12 protein-coding genes are annotated in these 17,094 nt (G+C 47.1%); 11 read left to right on the plus strand and 1 reads right to left on the minus strand.

Going from position 1 to position 17,094, the window contains the following annotated elements:
- Positions 1-128: 128 nt before the first annotated feature.
- Positions 129-2,051: an EAL domain-containing protein gene (locus BT105_RS07220; protein WP_072300104.1), complete on the plus strand. Its 1,923-nt coding sequence runs from the start codon at positions 129-131 to the stop codon at positions 2,049-2,051.
- Positions 2,052-2,178: 127 nt separating this feature from the next.
- On the opposite strand, the gene BT105_RS07225 is transcribed toward BT105_RS07220, so the two are convergent.
- Entirely contained in the window at positions 2,179-5,523 is a 3,345-nt protein-coding gene (locus BT105_RS07225) for an EAL domain-containing protein (protein ID WP_072300105.1), read from the minus strand.
- Between the two features lie 383 nt (positions 5,524-5,906).
- Between BT105_RS07225 and BT105_RS07230 the strand changes: the two genes are divergently transcribed.
- The 10 genes from BT105_RS07230 (at position 5,907) to BT105_RS07275 (ending at position 16,997) form a co-directional block, all read left to right on the plus strand.
- Entirely contained in the window at positions 5,907-7,106 is a 1,200-nt protein-coding gene (locus tag BT105_RS07230) for an ABC transporter substrate-binding protein (RefSeq protein ID WP_072300106.1), read from the plus strand.
- A complete protein-coding gene (locus BT105_RS07235) occupies positions 7,093-7,911 on the plus strand; it encodes an ABC transporter ATP-binding protein (RefSeq protein ID WP_072300107.1) in 819 nt (272 codons plus the stop codon). The genes BT105_RS07230 and BT105_RS07235 overlap by 14 nt, the downstream gene beginning before the upstream one ends.
- On the plus strand, positions 7,908-8,828 hold the full coding sequence (locus tag BT105_RS07240; RefSeq protein ID WP_028515934.1) for an ABC transporter permease: 921 nt from the start codon (positions 7,908-7,910) through the stop codon (positions 8,826-8,828). Before BT105_RS07235 ends, BT105_RS07240 begins: the two co-directional genes overlap by 4 nt.
- A gap of 545 nt (positions 8,829-9,373) precedes the next feature.
- On the plus strand, positions 9,374-10,270 hold the full coding sequence (locus tag BT105_RS07245; RefSeq protein WP_072300108.1) for a class I SAM-dependent methyltransferase: 897 nt from the start codon (positions 9,374-9,376) through the stop codon (positions 10,268-10,270).
- A 113-nt stretch (positions 10,271-10,383) separates the two neighbouring features.
- Positions 10,384-11,544, plus strand: coding sequence for a trans-sulfuration enzyme family protein (locus BT105_RS07250; protein ID WP_072300109.1), 1,161 nt, complete (start codon positions 10,384-10,386; stop codon positions 11,542-11,544).
- Positions 11,545-11,554: 10 nt separating this feature from the next.
- Entirely contained in the window at positions 11,555-12,466 is a 912-nt protein-coding gene (locus BT105_RS07255) for a PLP-dependent cysteine synthase family protein (protein WP_072300110.1), read from the plus strand.
- Between the two features lie 76 nt (positions 12,467-12,542).
- Entirely contained in the window at positions 12,543-13,454 is a 912-nt protein-coding gene (locus BT105_RS07260) for a LysR family transcriptional regulator (protein ID WP_028515939.1), read from the plus strand.
- Positions 13,455-13,599: 145 nt separating this feature from the next.
- Entirely contained in the window at positions 13,600-14,940 is a 1,341-nt protein-coding gene (locus BT105_RS07265; protein ID WP_072300111.1) for a phenylacetate--CoA ligase family protein, read from the plus strand.
- A 152-nt stretch (positions 14,941-15,092) separates the two neighbouring features.
- Positions 15,093-16,259: a pyridoxal phosphate-dependent aminotransferase gene (locus BT105_RS07270; protein WP_072300112.1), complete on the plus strand. Its 1,167-nt coding sequence runs from the start codon at positions 15,093-15,095 to the stop codon at positions 16,257-16,259.
- A 150-nt stretch (positions 16,260-16,409) separates the two neighbouring features.
- Entirely contained in the window at positions 16,410-16,997 is a 588-nt protein-coding gene (locus tag BT105_RS07275) for a cyclase family protein (RefSeq protein WP_072300113.1), read from the plus strand.
- Positions 16,998-17,094 lie beyond the last annotated feature (97 nt).

Below are 17,094 nucleotides of genomic sequence, written 5' to 3' on the forward strand. Positions count from 1 at the left end.
AATTGAGTTTTTCACTTATAAAGTGTATAATGAAAGTGTGAAGGTAAAGATATTTTTGATTTGCGTATGCGGAGTCCTGTGTTGGGCATCCGATCTGCGCAACACTCATAATCAAGGAGATGATTGATATGACGGGCATGACATACAATAATTCCTATGATATTGCCGCTGTGATGCTGAGCGTCTGCTGTATATTGTATTTTGCGCTGTCAAAACGAATCAGACACTTCAAGCATACACTGTATGCTATGCTCTGCGGCTGTGTTCTTATCGGAAGCCTGAGCAACATATCAGCGGGAGCTTTTGCTGCGGCAGGTCACCCGATCGCAGCGAATATTGCGATCAATTTATACTTTCTTGTAAATGTACTTACGATGTGTATATTCGGACTGTATATCCAATGCATCAGCGGATATCTTATGAACTGGCACAAAAAGCATTATCTGTTTTATAGTATTCCCGCTGACATCACTGCTGTTCTGATAATGTCAAACATCTTCCTGCACTTTCTGTTCTACTACGATGCAGACTGCAATTATATCCGCGGGAAAGCATTCCTCATTTTGCATTGTCTTAGTGCAATTTATCTTGTGCATACGGTAGTAGTTCTTCTTAAAAATGTGATATTCATTCAAAAGCGAAAAATCGCCTGCCTGCTGTCAGGGCTCGGAGTTGTAGTTACAGGTATTATTATACAGATGCTGTTCCGTCAGCTTCAGATACAGCTTTTTACAGAAGCGATAATGCTTACATTGATGGCGATCGTCTTTGAAAATGCAAGCCTTGAGGTCGATCCCGACCTGAATGTATACAAGCGCAAGGAATTTCTTGAATACTATAAAACAGCCTGTGACCTGAAAAGGGAAATGACACTGATCGCTGTTTCACTTGTGAATACGGAACAGCTTCTCAGCACGCTTTCAGGCGAAGAAAAAGCTGCCGCATTCCGTGGAGTCTGCGAAAAGATAACCAAGCATGTAAGTCATCACAATGTCTATGCGTACAGTACAGAGAAGTATGCGGTCATGCTTGACAGGAGCAATGTGAAAAATTATAGTATCGTGGAAAATGACTTGCTGATCGCATTGGAAGCAATGTTTAATCAAAGCTGGTCTATCGGCGAAAAAAAGGTTTATTTCAATGCATTGGTAACGGTCATTCATCTTCCTGATGATGTGGAGAATGTGACACTGGAATCTGTATTTCATCGCGGCAGAAATCTTGATTTTACGGATTCAAATATGATACTGCGTGACCATAAGGACGTGGATATTCTCCGCAAGCGCACCAGAATGCTCAACGCCGTGCGGCGTGCCTGTGAGAACCAGTCCTTCCTTGTGTATTATCAGCCGATCTGGTCGGTGGATACTCAGTCTATCGTTTCGGCGGAGGCGCTTGTCAGAATGGACGATCCTGAACTTGGATTCATACCGCCTGATGAGTTTATCAGCGCAGCGGAGGAATACGGACTGATCTCTGCTCTCGGTGAGATCGTACTTGAGAAGGTCTGTCAGTTCTGTGCTGCCTACCACCCTGAACAGTACGGCATAGAGTGGATCGAGCTGAATGTTTCACCTTATCAGCTGGGCGATGCGAATATTGTGCAGAAATTTGCAAATCTTCTGCAAAAATATAATGTTCCTGTTTCGTTCATTAATCTGGAACTGACGGAAACGGTAGATGTGTTCAGAAACGGTATTTTTGTGGATACACTGAAACAGCTCAGGGAATATGGATTTACTTTTTCTATGGACGATTACGGGACAGGCTATTCCAACCTGGCGAATCTCATGTCCAACAACTACAGAACGGTAAAGATCGACAAATCTCTGCTCTGGAAGGCTACAGACAAGGCAGGTCTGGATTTCCTGATGATAACGGTCAACCAGCTGAAATCCATAAAGCTTCAGGTGCTTCAGGAGGGTGTTGAGACAAAGGAACAGCTGGATATCATAACATCGTTCGGCGGTAATCTGATACAGGGCTATTACTTCTCTAAGCCGCTTCCTGCCGGTGAGTTCATCGCCTACTGTAAGAGACTTGCAGGCTGACGCAAAGCAATACCGCATCATAAAGGTCAGATGCGTGAGCATAATAATTCTGTAAAAAAACGTCTCTCTGAAGCTTCAGGCTTCAGGGAGACGTTCTTCTTTTATCAAGCGTCGAGCAGGCGCTTTTTTATGTGTAATCAATAGTAACAGCCCGTTTGATCTCCGAGCCGTTGACGATCACTCTATGTCGGCTGTTTTTAATTATAATGTTTTCGTCGGTAGCAAATGTTTCCTTACCGAGAGCAGACCTTACGTCCACCTTTGTATCGGAGTCTGAAAGCATTATATGAGTATCCTCGCTGTATCCTCCGAAAGCAAGAGCTTCCTGACCGATAATCTCGATATGGAGATGACAATCTCTCAGAGAGATATCCGAGCTTTTATAAAGAGCTCCGAAGCAGGTGGAATTATCCGCCATAGTATTGAGTACAAGGCTGACCTGTTCGGTTTTTATTGAAGCCTTGTCGCCGTTGAGAGTGCCGAATACCGTCAGGCATTTGCCGTGGGCATAGAAGTTTATCGCGCTCTTGATTATGGTTATATCGGCGCTGTTTTCAAGTGAGCCTATAAAGGTTCCGATACTTGCCGAGAAATCGGTCTCTATGTGGCAGGTGCTTATCACGATATTGACTTCGCCCTTGATAGCGCCTATGCCGACCTCGGTCTCGGTATTTACATTGAGGTTGTACTCTCCGCGGTTTATATGGATATTTCCGCCGTATCCCGAACCGATACATATGCCGTCCTTTCCGCGGCAGCTGATATTAATGGGACCGTCCTGCTCGAAGATAAGCTCGCCGTGGCGTGAAGCGTGGTCGTTGCCTATGCCGTAGGATTCTGCGGCGTTAAGATCAATATTCAGCGCACCGTCGCCCTCGATAATGAGCTTTGAGGATTCGGGCACCTGTATACCCGACTCAAACAGTGTATTAGTGCCCACAAGTACGAGAGTAACGTTTGAGTTTTCGCCAAGCTCGATACAGGGACGGTTCTTGACATTGGCAAAATAAACGTCCTCCAAGGTTATGCGCCCTCTGTAATCAGGCTCGATACGCATATGTATATTGGTCTTCATCTGTGGAGTACCTATTATAGAGATATCCTTGTAGACCATTTCGTCGTGTCCGATAACGATATCCGTACAGCCGTCCTTAGCAAGCTTTGCAAGTGAGACGCGGTTTGTCTTGCCTGCGGTATAGATATGCTTGACATTTCCGTCGATATGTTCCTGATGATACTGTTTTATCTCGCTGCGGCATTTTTCGTCTATCTGACTGATGATATCGGCGGACGGTCTTGCGGTATAGAAGCCCTGAATAAGGTCAGCTCCGAGGTGTATCACAGTCTGGAGCTCCTTTGCGGTCTCGACGCCCTCTGCAAGAGCCTTTATGCCGTTGTCATGGCAGAAGTCGATTATCTCGCGGACGAAATGCTGCTTCTGAGGGTATTCATGTATATCGCTGAGCAAAGAGCGGTCTATCTTTACGAAATCAGGCATATAGCGCAGCAGGTTGCTGACGTTGGAATAGCCTGTGCCATAGTCGTCGACAGCGATGTTGATATGCATCTTTTCAAAGTTTGCCTTGAGTATTTCAAGGTCTGAGTCCTTTAGCTCGGCTTCTTCGGTAAGCTCAACGACTACCTTGCCTGCATGAGCGGCAAGCGACTTGTCCAGTTCTGAGGTTGCTTCTTCGCCTACGCTGACGCCTGGGATACTGTTGATGAACACCTTTTTATCGCCCAGCTCTTTGGCCTTTTTGTCTATGAGACTGAGAACGTTCATGAATGTAGCACGTTCAACATCGGGCAGTCGCTCCTGCATAGCCGCATATTTTAAAATAGAAAGGGGAGAGACCTTTGACTCGGTTCGCGCCCTCATAAGAGCTTCAAAAGCGTAGACGCTGCCGTCAACAGCGCTGACAATAGGCTGGAAATAGTAGTCCAGCAGGTTTTCGTCCAGTATCCTTGTAACAAGCTGATACTGGGCTTTTTCGTTTGTATCAAGGCTCTCATAGGCGTGGCTTGTGACTGCGAACTTGCTGCTGTGGAGGCGTTCAAGCTGCTCCTGCATATTTTTCAGCATAAGATTGCGGCGCAGTATCTCAAAGCCCCTGCAAACAGAGCTTATCCACAGTCTGTATGTCTCGTCGTAGCTCCGCAGCTTGTCTCCGTAGCTTAAAACTGCATATCCGAAGCATTCGCTCTCGTAGAAAACGGGAGTGAAGAAATAAGCCGTAGGATAGCCGCGCTCCTCGTCAAGGTCGGGGAGCATTTCCGCCGTTTCAAAGCTTTCATCAAGACCTGCGATATTGTTCTTGCGGTTGCTGCAATAGCGTATAGCGTGTATCATGCGCTTGGGATAACCGTTGTTTTTGTGGTGTATTCCTTGAGAAGCGCTTTTCCATTCGCTTGATATGCAGAGGTGGAATTCCTTTGCGTCGTGTATCTGGTACACATAGGAATACACCGTGCTGAGGTATTCCTGCACGGAGGACTGCATAATAAGGTTCTCGTCCATTGTATTGAAAACCGAGTGATATCTCTCCTCGGAGATATCTGTACCCCAGTCGTCGCGCTTTATCTGATAATGGGGCATGGACTCACAATTACAGCCGCAGCTTTCACCGAGAAGCATCTTGGATCTCAGCTTGAATGAATCGGGTATTTTGCCCTTAATCCAGTCCATGAGAAAATGGAATGCATATTCTCCGAATTCCTCGGCAGGGATAAGAGCCGAGGTTATGGGCTTGGGACTGGTCTGTCCCTCAAAGGTAGAATCATAGCCTATAACGGCTATATCCTCGGGGACGCGGATACCTCTCTCCGCAAAAGCCTTGCAGAGTCCGATAGCCATCTGGTCGTTTGCACAGGCAACTGCGTCAGGCAGCTTTTTGCCGTCAGCAAGGAGCTCCTCTGCGCATATCTCTCCGCTCTGATACCAGAAATCACCGTAGATTATGCGGCTCTCGGGAACCTCAAGACCTGCCTTTGCCATAGCGTCGCGGTAAGCCTGCAAGCGCTCCTTGGAGTGCTTATGCCATTTCTTGCCTGACAGATAGGCTATATCCTTGCAGCCGTGAACCTCTATAAGATGTGTTACAAGGTCAAAGACCGCAGAATAGCAGTCTGTGCATATGCTTGGGAACAGGTCGCTCTCTTTTTCGATGACAACTATGCGGTTGTCGAAGAAATCCTTTAGATAAAGCTCCAGATTATCTGCGGCGTTTTCTGTCTGGATACTGTCTTTAAGTATGACAGCGCCGTCGAATTTCTCGGGATTCATAAGTGAGAAGATATTAGCTTCGCCCTGTTCGCGCTCCTGTGTATCCTGATATTTGCGGTACATTGAAAAGATACATACGTCATAGCCCTGCGAAAAAGCCTCTTTAAGAAAGCCGCTGATAAAACGGCTCTGGTATGATTCATCTGCCTGTCCCACAAATAAAGCTATTCTTTTTCTGTGTTCGATCATGCATATCCCTTCCTTTAACAGGTGATTTATCTCAGATACATAGATTTATCATTAATCTTTCAGAATACATATTATTAACTATTATATATTATATCATAAAAATATTTGAATTGCATGGAGAATTATTGTATATGTTAAATAAGTTGTGTAACGATTTTGCGGCTGTATGAGGACTTATAGCTCCTGCCTATAATAAACGATAGTCCTTTCGTATTGGACAAATGCCTATAGGTATGGTATGATTAGTTCATCAAAGGAAAACAGGAGTGAATAACATGAGAAATTACAGAAATATCACCAATTCGGAGCGAATGCGATGTCGTGATTGATTCGTCCGAAAGAATAATGAGTTTATAGTTTTTAAGATTTGAAAGGTGATAAATATGAATAACAAGGCTAAATACATTTCTATACTTGCAGCATTTTCGCTGCTCACAGGCTGCGGAGCATTAAACAGCAGCTCCAACAGCACAGAAACAGGCATACAGGCAAAGACAGAGGCTTCCACAGCGGCAGACACCACAACAGACTGCTGTGAGGGCAAGGAAAAGGACTGCTGCAAGGAGGAGCCGAAGGACTGCTGCGGAGACAGCGCTGAGGCAGTTATCGGCAAGCCTGAAAAGACCGACATCAACATCGGCTATCTGAATTCAACAGCTCATCTGCTTGCATTCGTTGCTGCCGAGGAGGGCTACTTCAAGGAGGAGGGACTCAACGTTACTCTCACACAGTTCTCCAGCGCAGCAGAGCTGGTAAACGGTCTTGAATCCGACAAGCTTGACGTTGCGTTCATCGGCTCGGTGCCGACTCTCACATTCCTCAGTCAGGGACATGATATCTCGGTCATCGGCGGAGCAATGACAAACGGTCACGGCTACGTTATTAAGTCCGAATTTGCGGATAAGGACGAACAGGGCGTTGAGATACTCAAGGGCAGAAACGTTGCTTCCGTAAAGAACAGCGTTCAGGACGCAGAGCTCCAGATACTTCTCAAGAATGCACACATTGAGATAGGCGAGGGGGCTGACAAGGTAAATATCGTTTACTTTGACAGCCAGAAGGACGCTTATGCAGCTCTTCTCAACAAGAATATCGACGCAGCTTCGGCATATTCGCCATACACTTCACTTGCAAAGTCGCAGGGCTACAAGGTAGTTTACTACTGCGCACACGAAAAGGCACTGGAGAACCAGCCATGCTGCCGTCAGGTCGCAAAGACTTCTGCTGTAAAGGATAATCCAAACACATTCACAGCTCTCGAAAGAGCATTTATCAAGGCTTATCACCTTACACAGAGCGACCACGCAAAAACAATAAAGGACGTTAAGAAATACATCGACATAGAGGAAGATTTCATCGAAACAGAGGTTTACGGCGGCTTCAGCGTATCAAGCCCCGATCCTGACAAGCAGGGTACTCTGACTCTTAAAGATACTATCGTAGAGCTTGGCTACACCGAGGACTTCGACATTGAGCCGCACTACAACACAGACATCTACAAGAAAGCTCTTGACAGCATTTTAGCTGAGAGCAAAGATGACATCTACTCATCATTAAAGGAGCATTTTGATGACTACGAATAAAATTGAGATAAAAGACCTTACGGTCAATTACATTGAAAACAAACGAAGCTTCAACGCCCTCCACGACGTATCATTCGGAGTGGGCAGGGGAGAGTTCGTCAGCGTTATCGGAGCCAGCGGCTGCGGAAAGTCCACGCTTCTCAGCGTACTTGAGGGACTTTATACTCCCGCAGGGGGCTCGGTGCAGATAGACGGCAAGGAGCTTCACGGCACAGGCACAGAGCGCGGAGTGGTATTTCAGCACTACTCCCTGTTCCCGTGGATGACTACAAGAAAGAACATCGAGTTCGGCATAAAGCAGTCACGCCACGACGTAAAGCGCAGCGAACGCGCTAAGATAGCAGACGAGTTCCTCACAAAGGTGGGACTTACAGGCTTCGGCAGCAAGTATCCCTCACAGCTCTCAGGCGGTATGCAGCAGAGAGCGGCTATTGCAAGAGCTCTTGCAATGGATACCGAGATACTCCTCATGGACGAACCGTTCTCCGCTATTGACGCAAAGAACCGCGTTATATTGCAGGAGCTTCTCCTTAAATTATGGGAGGGCGACGGCACTGAGGAGCGCAAGACAGTAGTTTTCGTAACTCACGATATCGACGAGGCTATACTTCTTTCCGATAAGATAGTAGTTCTTACAGCTCACCCCGGTACTGTAAACGAGGTAGTGAACGTTCCTTTTGAGCGTCCACGCAGACGTGAGGACTTGGTAAAGACAGACGAGTACGGAAAGTTCCGCAACAGGCTCCTGTCACTGCTTTACAGCGATATTGCCGAGCGTATCGGCGGAGATGAGGTGGTACTATGACATTCAGAAAACGCTACCTCCGCATAACACATCTGCTGTTCATAGCACTGCTGCTGATACAGCTTCTTCCCGACAAGTCCACAAAGGACGTATTCACAAGCTCACTCATTATATTTGCAGTAGGACTTGAAATCATAGTCCTTGCCGCTTCTTCATTTATCAAAAAGGAAGAGGGACTGTCGCTTCTTCTGGATATAACAGGCTTTGTATATGTGCTTCTTGCAGTATGGTCACTGGCAACGGCAAAATACAACGTGCTCAACGACCTGCTTTTCCCTGCACCGGGCAAGGTGATACACCAGTTCACCGAGGACAGGTCGGCTATCCTCACAAATATAGTCAGCTCACTGGGAACCACTGTCAAGGGCTTTATCCTTGCAGCTGTAGTGGCTATCCCACTGGGACTTTTCATAGGCTGGAGCGCAAGAGTTGGCGGAGCTGCCACATACATCACAAAGTTTTTCAGCTCAATACCGCCTATAGTTTACATTCCTTACGGAATAGCACTTCTCCCAACATTCAAGTCAGTATCCGTATTCGTTATCTTCCTCGCAACATTCTGGCCTGTATTCGCAGGAACCATGAGCGGAGTTCTCGGCGTTGACAAGAAGATAATCGACTCGGCAAAGGTACTCAACGTAAGCAAGCCCGAAATGCTGTTCAGAGTAATACTTCCTGCGTCATTACAGCAGATATTCCTCGGTTGCAATCAGGGACTCAGCGTATCATTCATACTCCTCACATCTGCGGAGATGATAGGCGCAAGGGACGGAATGGGCTACTATGTCAAGTATTATTCGGACTTCGGCGACTATACACGTGCTATCACAGGACTTCTCGTTATCGGTTTTGTAGTAATAGGAGTTACTTTCCTGTTCAATAAGCTCCAGAACCGACTTTTAAGGTGGAAACGATGAGCGCAGAGCCTGCGCCCCTTTAAGGTGGAAAAAATGAAAAAATATAAGATGATAAAGCCGAAGAGCGATGATTGTTCGTTCTTTGGCTTTCTTTATTTCAGAACTACGTGCTTGATATTGCAAATTTATTCAAGACTTTGTAGGGAACACCGCCCTCGGCGTTCCACGTCATACGCAATATCATCAAACGGAGAGGGCGCCGTTCCCTACAAGTTTAACAAAATCTATAAAACCTACAGGAATAATAGAATAATTCTATAACTATCGCTGAATATAGTCTAAACCTATTGACATTGTATGCTAATCATGGTATAATGCATATAGTTCCGATAGGAATACAAGAGATTAACAAAAAGGAGTGCTGAACATGAGAACCAATATGATGTGTTGTATGCAGTGTTGTTGTATGAACAAGTCAAACGATATCCGTATTCTGCATACCTATGCTCAGCGATGTTGCGTCATCTCCTGACTTTAAGCGAGTAAAATGTTATGCGTGGAATGCGAATGTCATTCTGCGCATTTTTTATTAGGGAGAGTTTACTATGGTCAATGAAAGAGAAAGCGTTACCGCTAAGATATGTGCCTTTGTTAGAGCCTGGCACTCAAACAGGGCGCGGCAGAAGATATACGACGACTACCTTGCCTACGATATGCTCGGCAAGGAGGAATACGACAGCATTTACGAGCTCATCAGCAGCGGACTGGACGGCTCCCAGCAGTTCACCCGTGAAGACACAGAGGAGATAATCAGCGAGTACTTCGCACCAATACCTCTGTCAAGGATACACTTTAATGAGAGCAGGCTGGCGGATTTCGCAAAGGAAAACGGGAAGATACAGTACGTCATCTGCGGAGCAGGTTCGGATACCTTTGCATTCCGCAACGACAACGAGAACATTGAGGTTTTCGAGATAGACCACCCCGACACTCAGCGCTACAAGCTGGAAAAGATTCGGGAGCTTGAATGGAATATCCGCGATAATGTCCACTATGTGCCTGTTGACTTCGAGCGCGAGCGAATGTGCAGCAAGCTTCTTGCAGCAGGCTTTGATCCGAAGAAAAAGACCTTTTTCAGCATCCTCGGAGTTACCTATTATCTTACGCTGGACGTATTCACGGATACATTGAAGCAAATGGCGGAGCTTTCGGCTCTCGGCAGTGCTGTGGTCTTTGACTATCCCATAAAAACAGGGGAGTTCCCCAGACGAGTACAGCGTCTTGAACAGATTACCGAGGGCATGGGTGAGGTAATGCGCGGCGGATATGATTACAATGAAGTATCCCGTGCGCTTTATTCACTCGGCTTTCAGATAGACACATATATGCCGCCCGAAAAGGTGCAGAGAGAGTACTTCGACGGCAGAGAGGACGGCTTGAAGGCATTTGAAAATGTCAGCCTGATATCGGCTATATATACCGCAGGCTACGATTACGAATAAACGTCATTAACCATATATTTTGTAGGGGGCGATGCCCACATCGCCCCGCAATTAACGAATTATGTCAGACGGGCTGATGTGGGCATCAGCCCCTACAGAAAAGGAGAATTATTATGAGCAATTATAAAAATACAGAAACCACACTTATCCACGGAGGTATCTCCATTGACGAGCGCACAGGCGCTGTAAATATCCCGATATACCAGACCTCTACCTACAAGCAGGACGGTCTCGGTAAAATGCGCGGCTATGAGTACTCCCGTACAGGCAACCCCACCCGTGAAGCTCTTGAAGCTCTTATCAGAGACCTTGAAGGCGGCGTTGCAGGCTTTGCATTCGGCTCGGGAATGGCAGCTCTTACCGCAGTTCTCAGCCTGCTTCACAGCGGCGACAGAGTTCTTATCTCCAGCAACGTTTACGGCGGCACATTCCGCCTGCTTAGCAAGGTATTCGACCACTTTAACATCACATATACTATCGCAGACACTACAGACCTTGCAGTTTACGAGAGCCAGATAAGCTCCGATGTAAAGGCAGTCATCATCGAGAGCCCTGCAAATCCGCTCATGACAGTTACCGATATAAAAGCTGTTGCAGAGGTATCCCATAAGCACGGACTTCTCGTTATCGTGGACAATACATTCATGACGCCGTATCTTCAGAAGCCCCTTGAGCTGGGCGCTGATATCGTAGTTCACAGCGCTACAAAGTACCTCGGCGGTCACAGCGACGTTGTTTCCGGACTTGCAGTTGTAAATTCAAAGGAGCTTGCAGAAAAGATAGCCTTTATCCAGAATTCCACAGGCGGAGTCCTCGGACCTTTCGATTCATTCCTGCTTATCCGCGGTATAAAAACTCTTGCAGTACGCATGGACAGACACGTTGAGAACGCTGAAAAGATAGCAAAGCTCCTTGAAAATCACAAGGCAGTAAAAAGCGTCTACTACCCCGGACTTGAAAGCAGTCAGGGCTATGAGATAAACCGCAGACAGGCTAAGAACGGCGGTGCTATGATATCATTCGAGCTTCACGAAAACTACGACATAAATACATTCTTTGAGAGTCTGGAGCTTGTCTCACTGGCTGAGAGCCTCGGCGGCGTGGAGTCCCTTGTATGCCACCCCTCATCAATGACTCATGCTTCCATTCCTGCCGATATCAGAAAGAAAGTCGGCATAACAGACGGACTTATCCGTTTATCGGTCGGAATAGAAAATATTGAGGATATTATCGCAGATATCGAACAAGCTATTGCAAAATCAGAGAGAAAGTGAGATAATATATATGAGGTACTATGATTCAATGCAGGCTCTCATCGGAGATACACCTCTGGTAAGGCTTGGAAATCTCGTTCAGAATGAGGGCGTGAACGTCTTTGCGAAGCTGGAGCTCTACAATCCCTCGGGCAGCGTCAAGGACAGAACAGGTCTCTACATGATAAACGACGCCGAGAAAAAAGGGCTTCTCAAAAAGGGCGGCACTATCGTTGAGGCTACCGCAGGAAATACAGGACTTGGCATAGCATTTGCGGCTCTGAACCGCGGCTACAGGATAATATTTGTAGTTCCCACGAAATTCTCAGCCGAGAAGCAGTCTCTCCTCCGCGCACTGGGGGCAGAGGTGATAAATACTCCCCGTGAAAAGGGAATGCTTGGAGCTGTTGCAAAGGCTGAGGAGATAAAGGCTCAGATACCCGGCTCTATCTCACTGGAGCAGTTCAAGAACCAGAGCAATCCACTTGCACATTACGAAACTACAGGCAGGGAGATATTTGAAGCTCTCGACGGCAGGATAGACTATGTAGTTGCGGGCGCAGGCAGCGGCGGCACCTATACGGGAATACTCCGCTATATCAAGGAGCGCGTACCCAATGCAAAGGGCATACTTGCAGATCCCGTAGGCTCTACTATGGGCGGCGGAGAGCACTCCGACTACAACATCGAGGGCATAGGCAATGATTTTATTGCCGAGACCATGGATATGTCCCTTGTGGACAAGGTCATCAAGATAAACGACGAAGAGGCTTTCAATACAGCCCGTCTGCTGGCAAAGACCGAGGGCGTTATCGCAGGCTCCTCATCGGGAGCGGCTATGTCGGCAGTCCTCAAGCTCATCGAAAGCGGCGCAAAGGGCAATATCGTGACGGTGTTCCCCGACCGCGGAGACCGCTATTTCAGCACGGGGCTCTTTGATTAGTGAGCAGAAGAACTAAGAACTATGTGTAGGGGACGGCGTCCTCGACGTCCCGTCTGAGAATTAATGGAGGTACACAATGACTTTACAGCAGCTTAAATACATACTTGCAATATCTGCAACAGGCTCAATGAACAAGGCGGCTGAGCAGCTTTATGTCTCTCAGCCCTCGCTGACATCGTCAGTACAGGAGCTTGAAAAGGAGATAGGCATCAAGATATTCAACCGCAGCGGCAGGGGAGTTACCCTTACCAATGACGGTGCGGAGTTCATACAGTATGCCCGTCAGGTGGTAGGACAGTTCGACGTTCTTGCGGAGAAGTATATCAGCAAGGGTAATGTGAAAAAGAAGTTCGGCGTGTCCACTCAGCATTACTCCTTTGCAGTAAAGGCATTCGTGGAAATGGTCAAGGAGTTCGACACAGCGGAGTATGAATTTGCAGTCCGCGAGACCAAGACTGCCGAGGTCATCAGCGACGTTGCGACTATGAGGAGCGAGATAGGCATTATCTACCTCAACGACTTCAACCGCAAGTCCATAACCAAGCTGCTGCATTCAAACGGTCTGGAGTTCCATACGCTGACAAAGTGCAGTCCATTCGTTTACCTGTGGAAAGGACACCCCCTTGCCAAGGAAAAGAAGATAACCTTTGAGCAGCTTGCTGATTATCCCTGCCTCTCATTCGAGCAGGGCGACAACAGCACATTCTATCTGGCTGAGGAGCTTCTCAGCACTGCCGACTATCAGCGTACTATCAAGGCTAACGACAGAGCTACAATGCTGAACCTGATGATAGGACTGAACGGCTATACACTGTGCTCGGGAATCATCTGCGAGGAGCTCAACGGCAGCGACTACATCGCCGTTCCCTTTGAGGACGACTCCGATGAGATAATGGAGATAGGCTATATCACGCTGAAAAACGTGATACTCAGCGAAATGGCAGAGATATACATCGACGAGATAAAGGCTTATCTTAATATCACTTGAAAGCCGTTTGCGAATCGATTATATAAGCTATAGTCTTAGCTTATAACTCGGAATAACCCTTTGGTATTGGACAAATGTCATCAAGGGGTGTATAATTAAAACATACCAAACAGATATATATTATAGAATATGGAGGATAAATACAATGAGCAGAGATATCAATAACAAATTCTGGAACGAGGAGCTTGAAACTCTTCCCCGTGAGGAACTGGAAAAGAGACAGCTTGAAGACCTGAAGGAGATCGTGAAGTTCGCATACGACAACGCTCCCTACTACAAGCGTTCATTTGATGAGGCAGGCGTAAAGCCCGAGGACATCAAGACTCTCAAGGACATCGAGAAGTTCCCGTTCATCAACAAGAAAACACAGCGCGACACTCAGGGCGTTGGTTCATTCCTCGGTGAGCTGGCAGCAGTTCCCGAAGAGGACGTAGTTTTCATCTCAACATCATCCGGTTCCACAGGCGTACCTACAATGAGCCCCTTCACAAAGAAGGACTTCGACGAGTTTCAGGACACTGAGAGCCGCTGGTTCTGGCAGATAGGAATGAGACCGAATGACCGCTACGTACACGCTCTCAACTTCTCACTCTACGTTGGCGGACCTGACGTAATCGGCGCACAGAACCTTGGTGCTTTATGTATCTGGGGCGGCACTCTCCCCAGCGAGAGACTTCTCTTCATACTTAAAACATATCAGCCTACAGTTATCTGGACTTCGCCTTCCTACGCATGGCAGCTCGGTGAAAAGGCTCTCAAGGCAGGCTACGATCCAAAGAAGGACTTCAACATCAAGAAGATAATCGTTGCAGGCGAGCTCGGCGGTTCTATCGACGCTACAAGAAAGGCTATCGAGGAGATATGGGGCGCAGAGGTATTCGACTTCTACGGTCTGTCCGATATTTTCGGTGCCTGCGCTGCACAGTGCGAATACCACGACGGACTTCACATTGCTGAGAACCATATCCTTGTTGAAACAGTTGATATCCACACAGGCGAGATTCTTGAACCAGGCCAGACAGGTGAGCTTGTATTCACAACTCTCCGTAAGCACGCAAGACCTCTTATCAGATTCAAGACAGGTGATATCGGACGCATTGACACTACAAAATGCCGCTGCGGACGTACACACGGCAGGATCAGCATTCTCGGCAGAAAGGACGATATGTTCATCGTTTCCGCTGTTAATGTATTCCCAAGCGATATCGAGGCTGTTATCCGTGAGCAGAGCGACCTGACAGGTGAGTACCTTATCCGTATTTTTGAGAAGGACTTCACAAGCAAGTATGCAGTTGAGGTTGAGAAGGCAGCAGGTGTTGCAAAGGACGACGATACAGTAGCAGCTGAGGTAAGCGCAGCACTCAAGGCTCGTATCGGTGTTAAGCCTGCAAGAGTAGTAGTTCACCCTGACGGCGGACTTGATACACGTTCAGAACATAAGTCAAGACGTGTTATCGACGAGAGAAATATTGACTACAATATATAATAATGTTATAATATAAGAGATGATTGTAGGGGCTGATGCCTACATCAGCCCGTAAAAATCGTGGCGATGTGGGCATCGCCCCATACAAATTATTTTTGCAGGGGCGGATATTATCCGCCCGATTCATTTATTATTTTTTAAGGAGAAAAAATATGCCAGAACTTTCAAACCGAACAGCGACTTTTACCGATTCCGTCATCAGACGTATGACGAGAATTTCCAATAAATACGGCGCAGTAAATCTCTCACAGGGTTTTCCAGACTTCGAGCCGCCCAAGGAGATACTTGACCGTCTTGCAGAGGTCACCAGAGAGGACTTCCACCAGTATTCCATAACATGGGGAGCTCAGAATTTCCGTGAGGCTCTTGCCGAGAAGCAGTCCCGTCTTATGGGACGTCAGATAGATCCCAACGGTGAGATAGTAGTCACCTGCGGAAGTACAGAAGCCATGATGGCGGCAATGATGTCCGTTACAAATCCGGGAGACAAGGTCATCGTGTTCTCGCCCTTTTACGAGAACTACGGCGCAGATACCATTCTTTCGGGAGCCGAGCCTATCTACGTTCCACTGATACCGCCTGCATTCAGCTTTGATGCAGACGTTCTCGAAACCGCATTCAAGCAGCACCCAAAGGCGCTGATACTCTGCAATCCATCTAATCCCTGCGGAAAGGTGTTCACCCTTGGAGAGCTTCAGATAATTGCAGACCTTGCCAAGAAGTACGACACCTTCGTTATCACTGACGAGGTATATGAGCACATCGTTTACGCTCCCCACAAGCACGTTTACTTTGCAAGCCTGCCCGATATGTGGGAGAGAACTATCTCCTGCTCGTCACTCAGCAAGACCTACTCCATAACAGGCTGGAGACTGGGCTATGTCATAGCTCCGCCACATATCATAGATACTGTGAAAAAGGTGCACGATTTCCTTACAGTAGGTGCTGCTGCACCATTGCAGGAGGCTGCCGTTACGGGACTTCGTTTCGGCGACGATTACTACAAGTGGCTTCAGGACAAGTATACCGAGAAGCGCGACCTTTTCCTCCGCGGACTTGACGACATCGGCATACAGCATACCGTACCAGAGGGAGCTTACTACATTCTTCTTGATATCTCGGAGTTCGGATACAAGAGCGACCTTGTATTCTGCGAAAAGCTTGCGGAATATGTGGGCGTGGGAGCAGTTCCCGGTTCAAGCTTCTTCAAGGAGCCCGAAAACCGCTACATAAGATTCCACTATGCAAAGAAGAATGAAACTCTCGAAAATGCATTGAACCGACTTAACGATATAAGAAAGAAAATGCCCAAGGAATGAGTTTTTCATTTGCTCATATCGTATCTGAATAAAAAAATCCGCAGTTCATAAACCAGAGCTGCGGCTTTTTGTTGTATTGTCAAAAGAACTGTGATATAATAATTACATAGCTTTGGTACATAACAATGCAGAAAAGGATATGAGGTAAAAATGAATAAGATAATCGACATTTCTCAGGAGATATTCTCATGCAAGGTGTTCCCTGGGGATCCTGCGCCGAAGAATACTCAGCTATTAAGCATAAAAAATGGTGACGTATGCAATCTGACGCAGCTTTCGATGTGCGCTCATAACGGAACTCACGCTGACGCGCCGTTCCATTTTCTCAATGACGGAAAGACCATAGACCAACTGGGACTTGTGCCTTTTGTGGGGAACTGTTTTGTGGCTCGTCATGACGGCAATGTTACAGCAGCTGACGCAGCAGCCATAATGGAAAAAGCAAAAGCAGCAGGCGCGGCTGAGCGCATACTTATCGCAGGAAAAGCGACGGTAACTGCCGAGGCAGCCCGTGTATTTGCAGCGGCAGGCATAAAGCTTCTCGGAAACGAAAGCCAGACCGTAGGTCCCGAGGACGCGCCAAAGGAGGTACATCTTATCCTGCTTGGAGCTGAGGTAGTTCTGCTGGAGGGGATAGTTCTTGACAATGTTGACGAGGGAAGATACTTTCTCAGCGCAGCTCCGCTTAATTTAGGCGGCTGTGACGGAGCTCCGTGCAGAGCATATCTCATAAAGTAAGAAGCAAGCCTTGAAAATACGAAATACAAATATCATGAAAAAGGTCCGATGATTCGGACTTTTTTTTATGAAGCCCTGATTCGGATATAGCATTTCC

Source organism: Ruminococcus flavefaciens, from assembly GCF_900119075.1.
In the GTDB taxonomy this organism is placed as follows: Bacteria; Bacillota; Clostridia; order Oscillospirales; family Ruminococcaceae; genus Ruminococcus; species Ruminococcus flavefaciens_Q.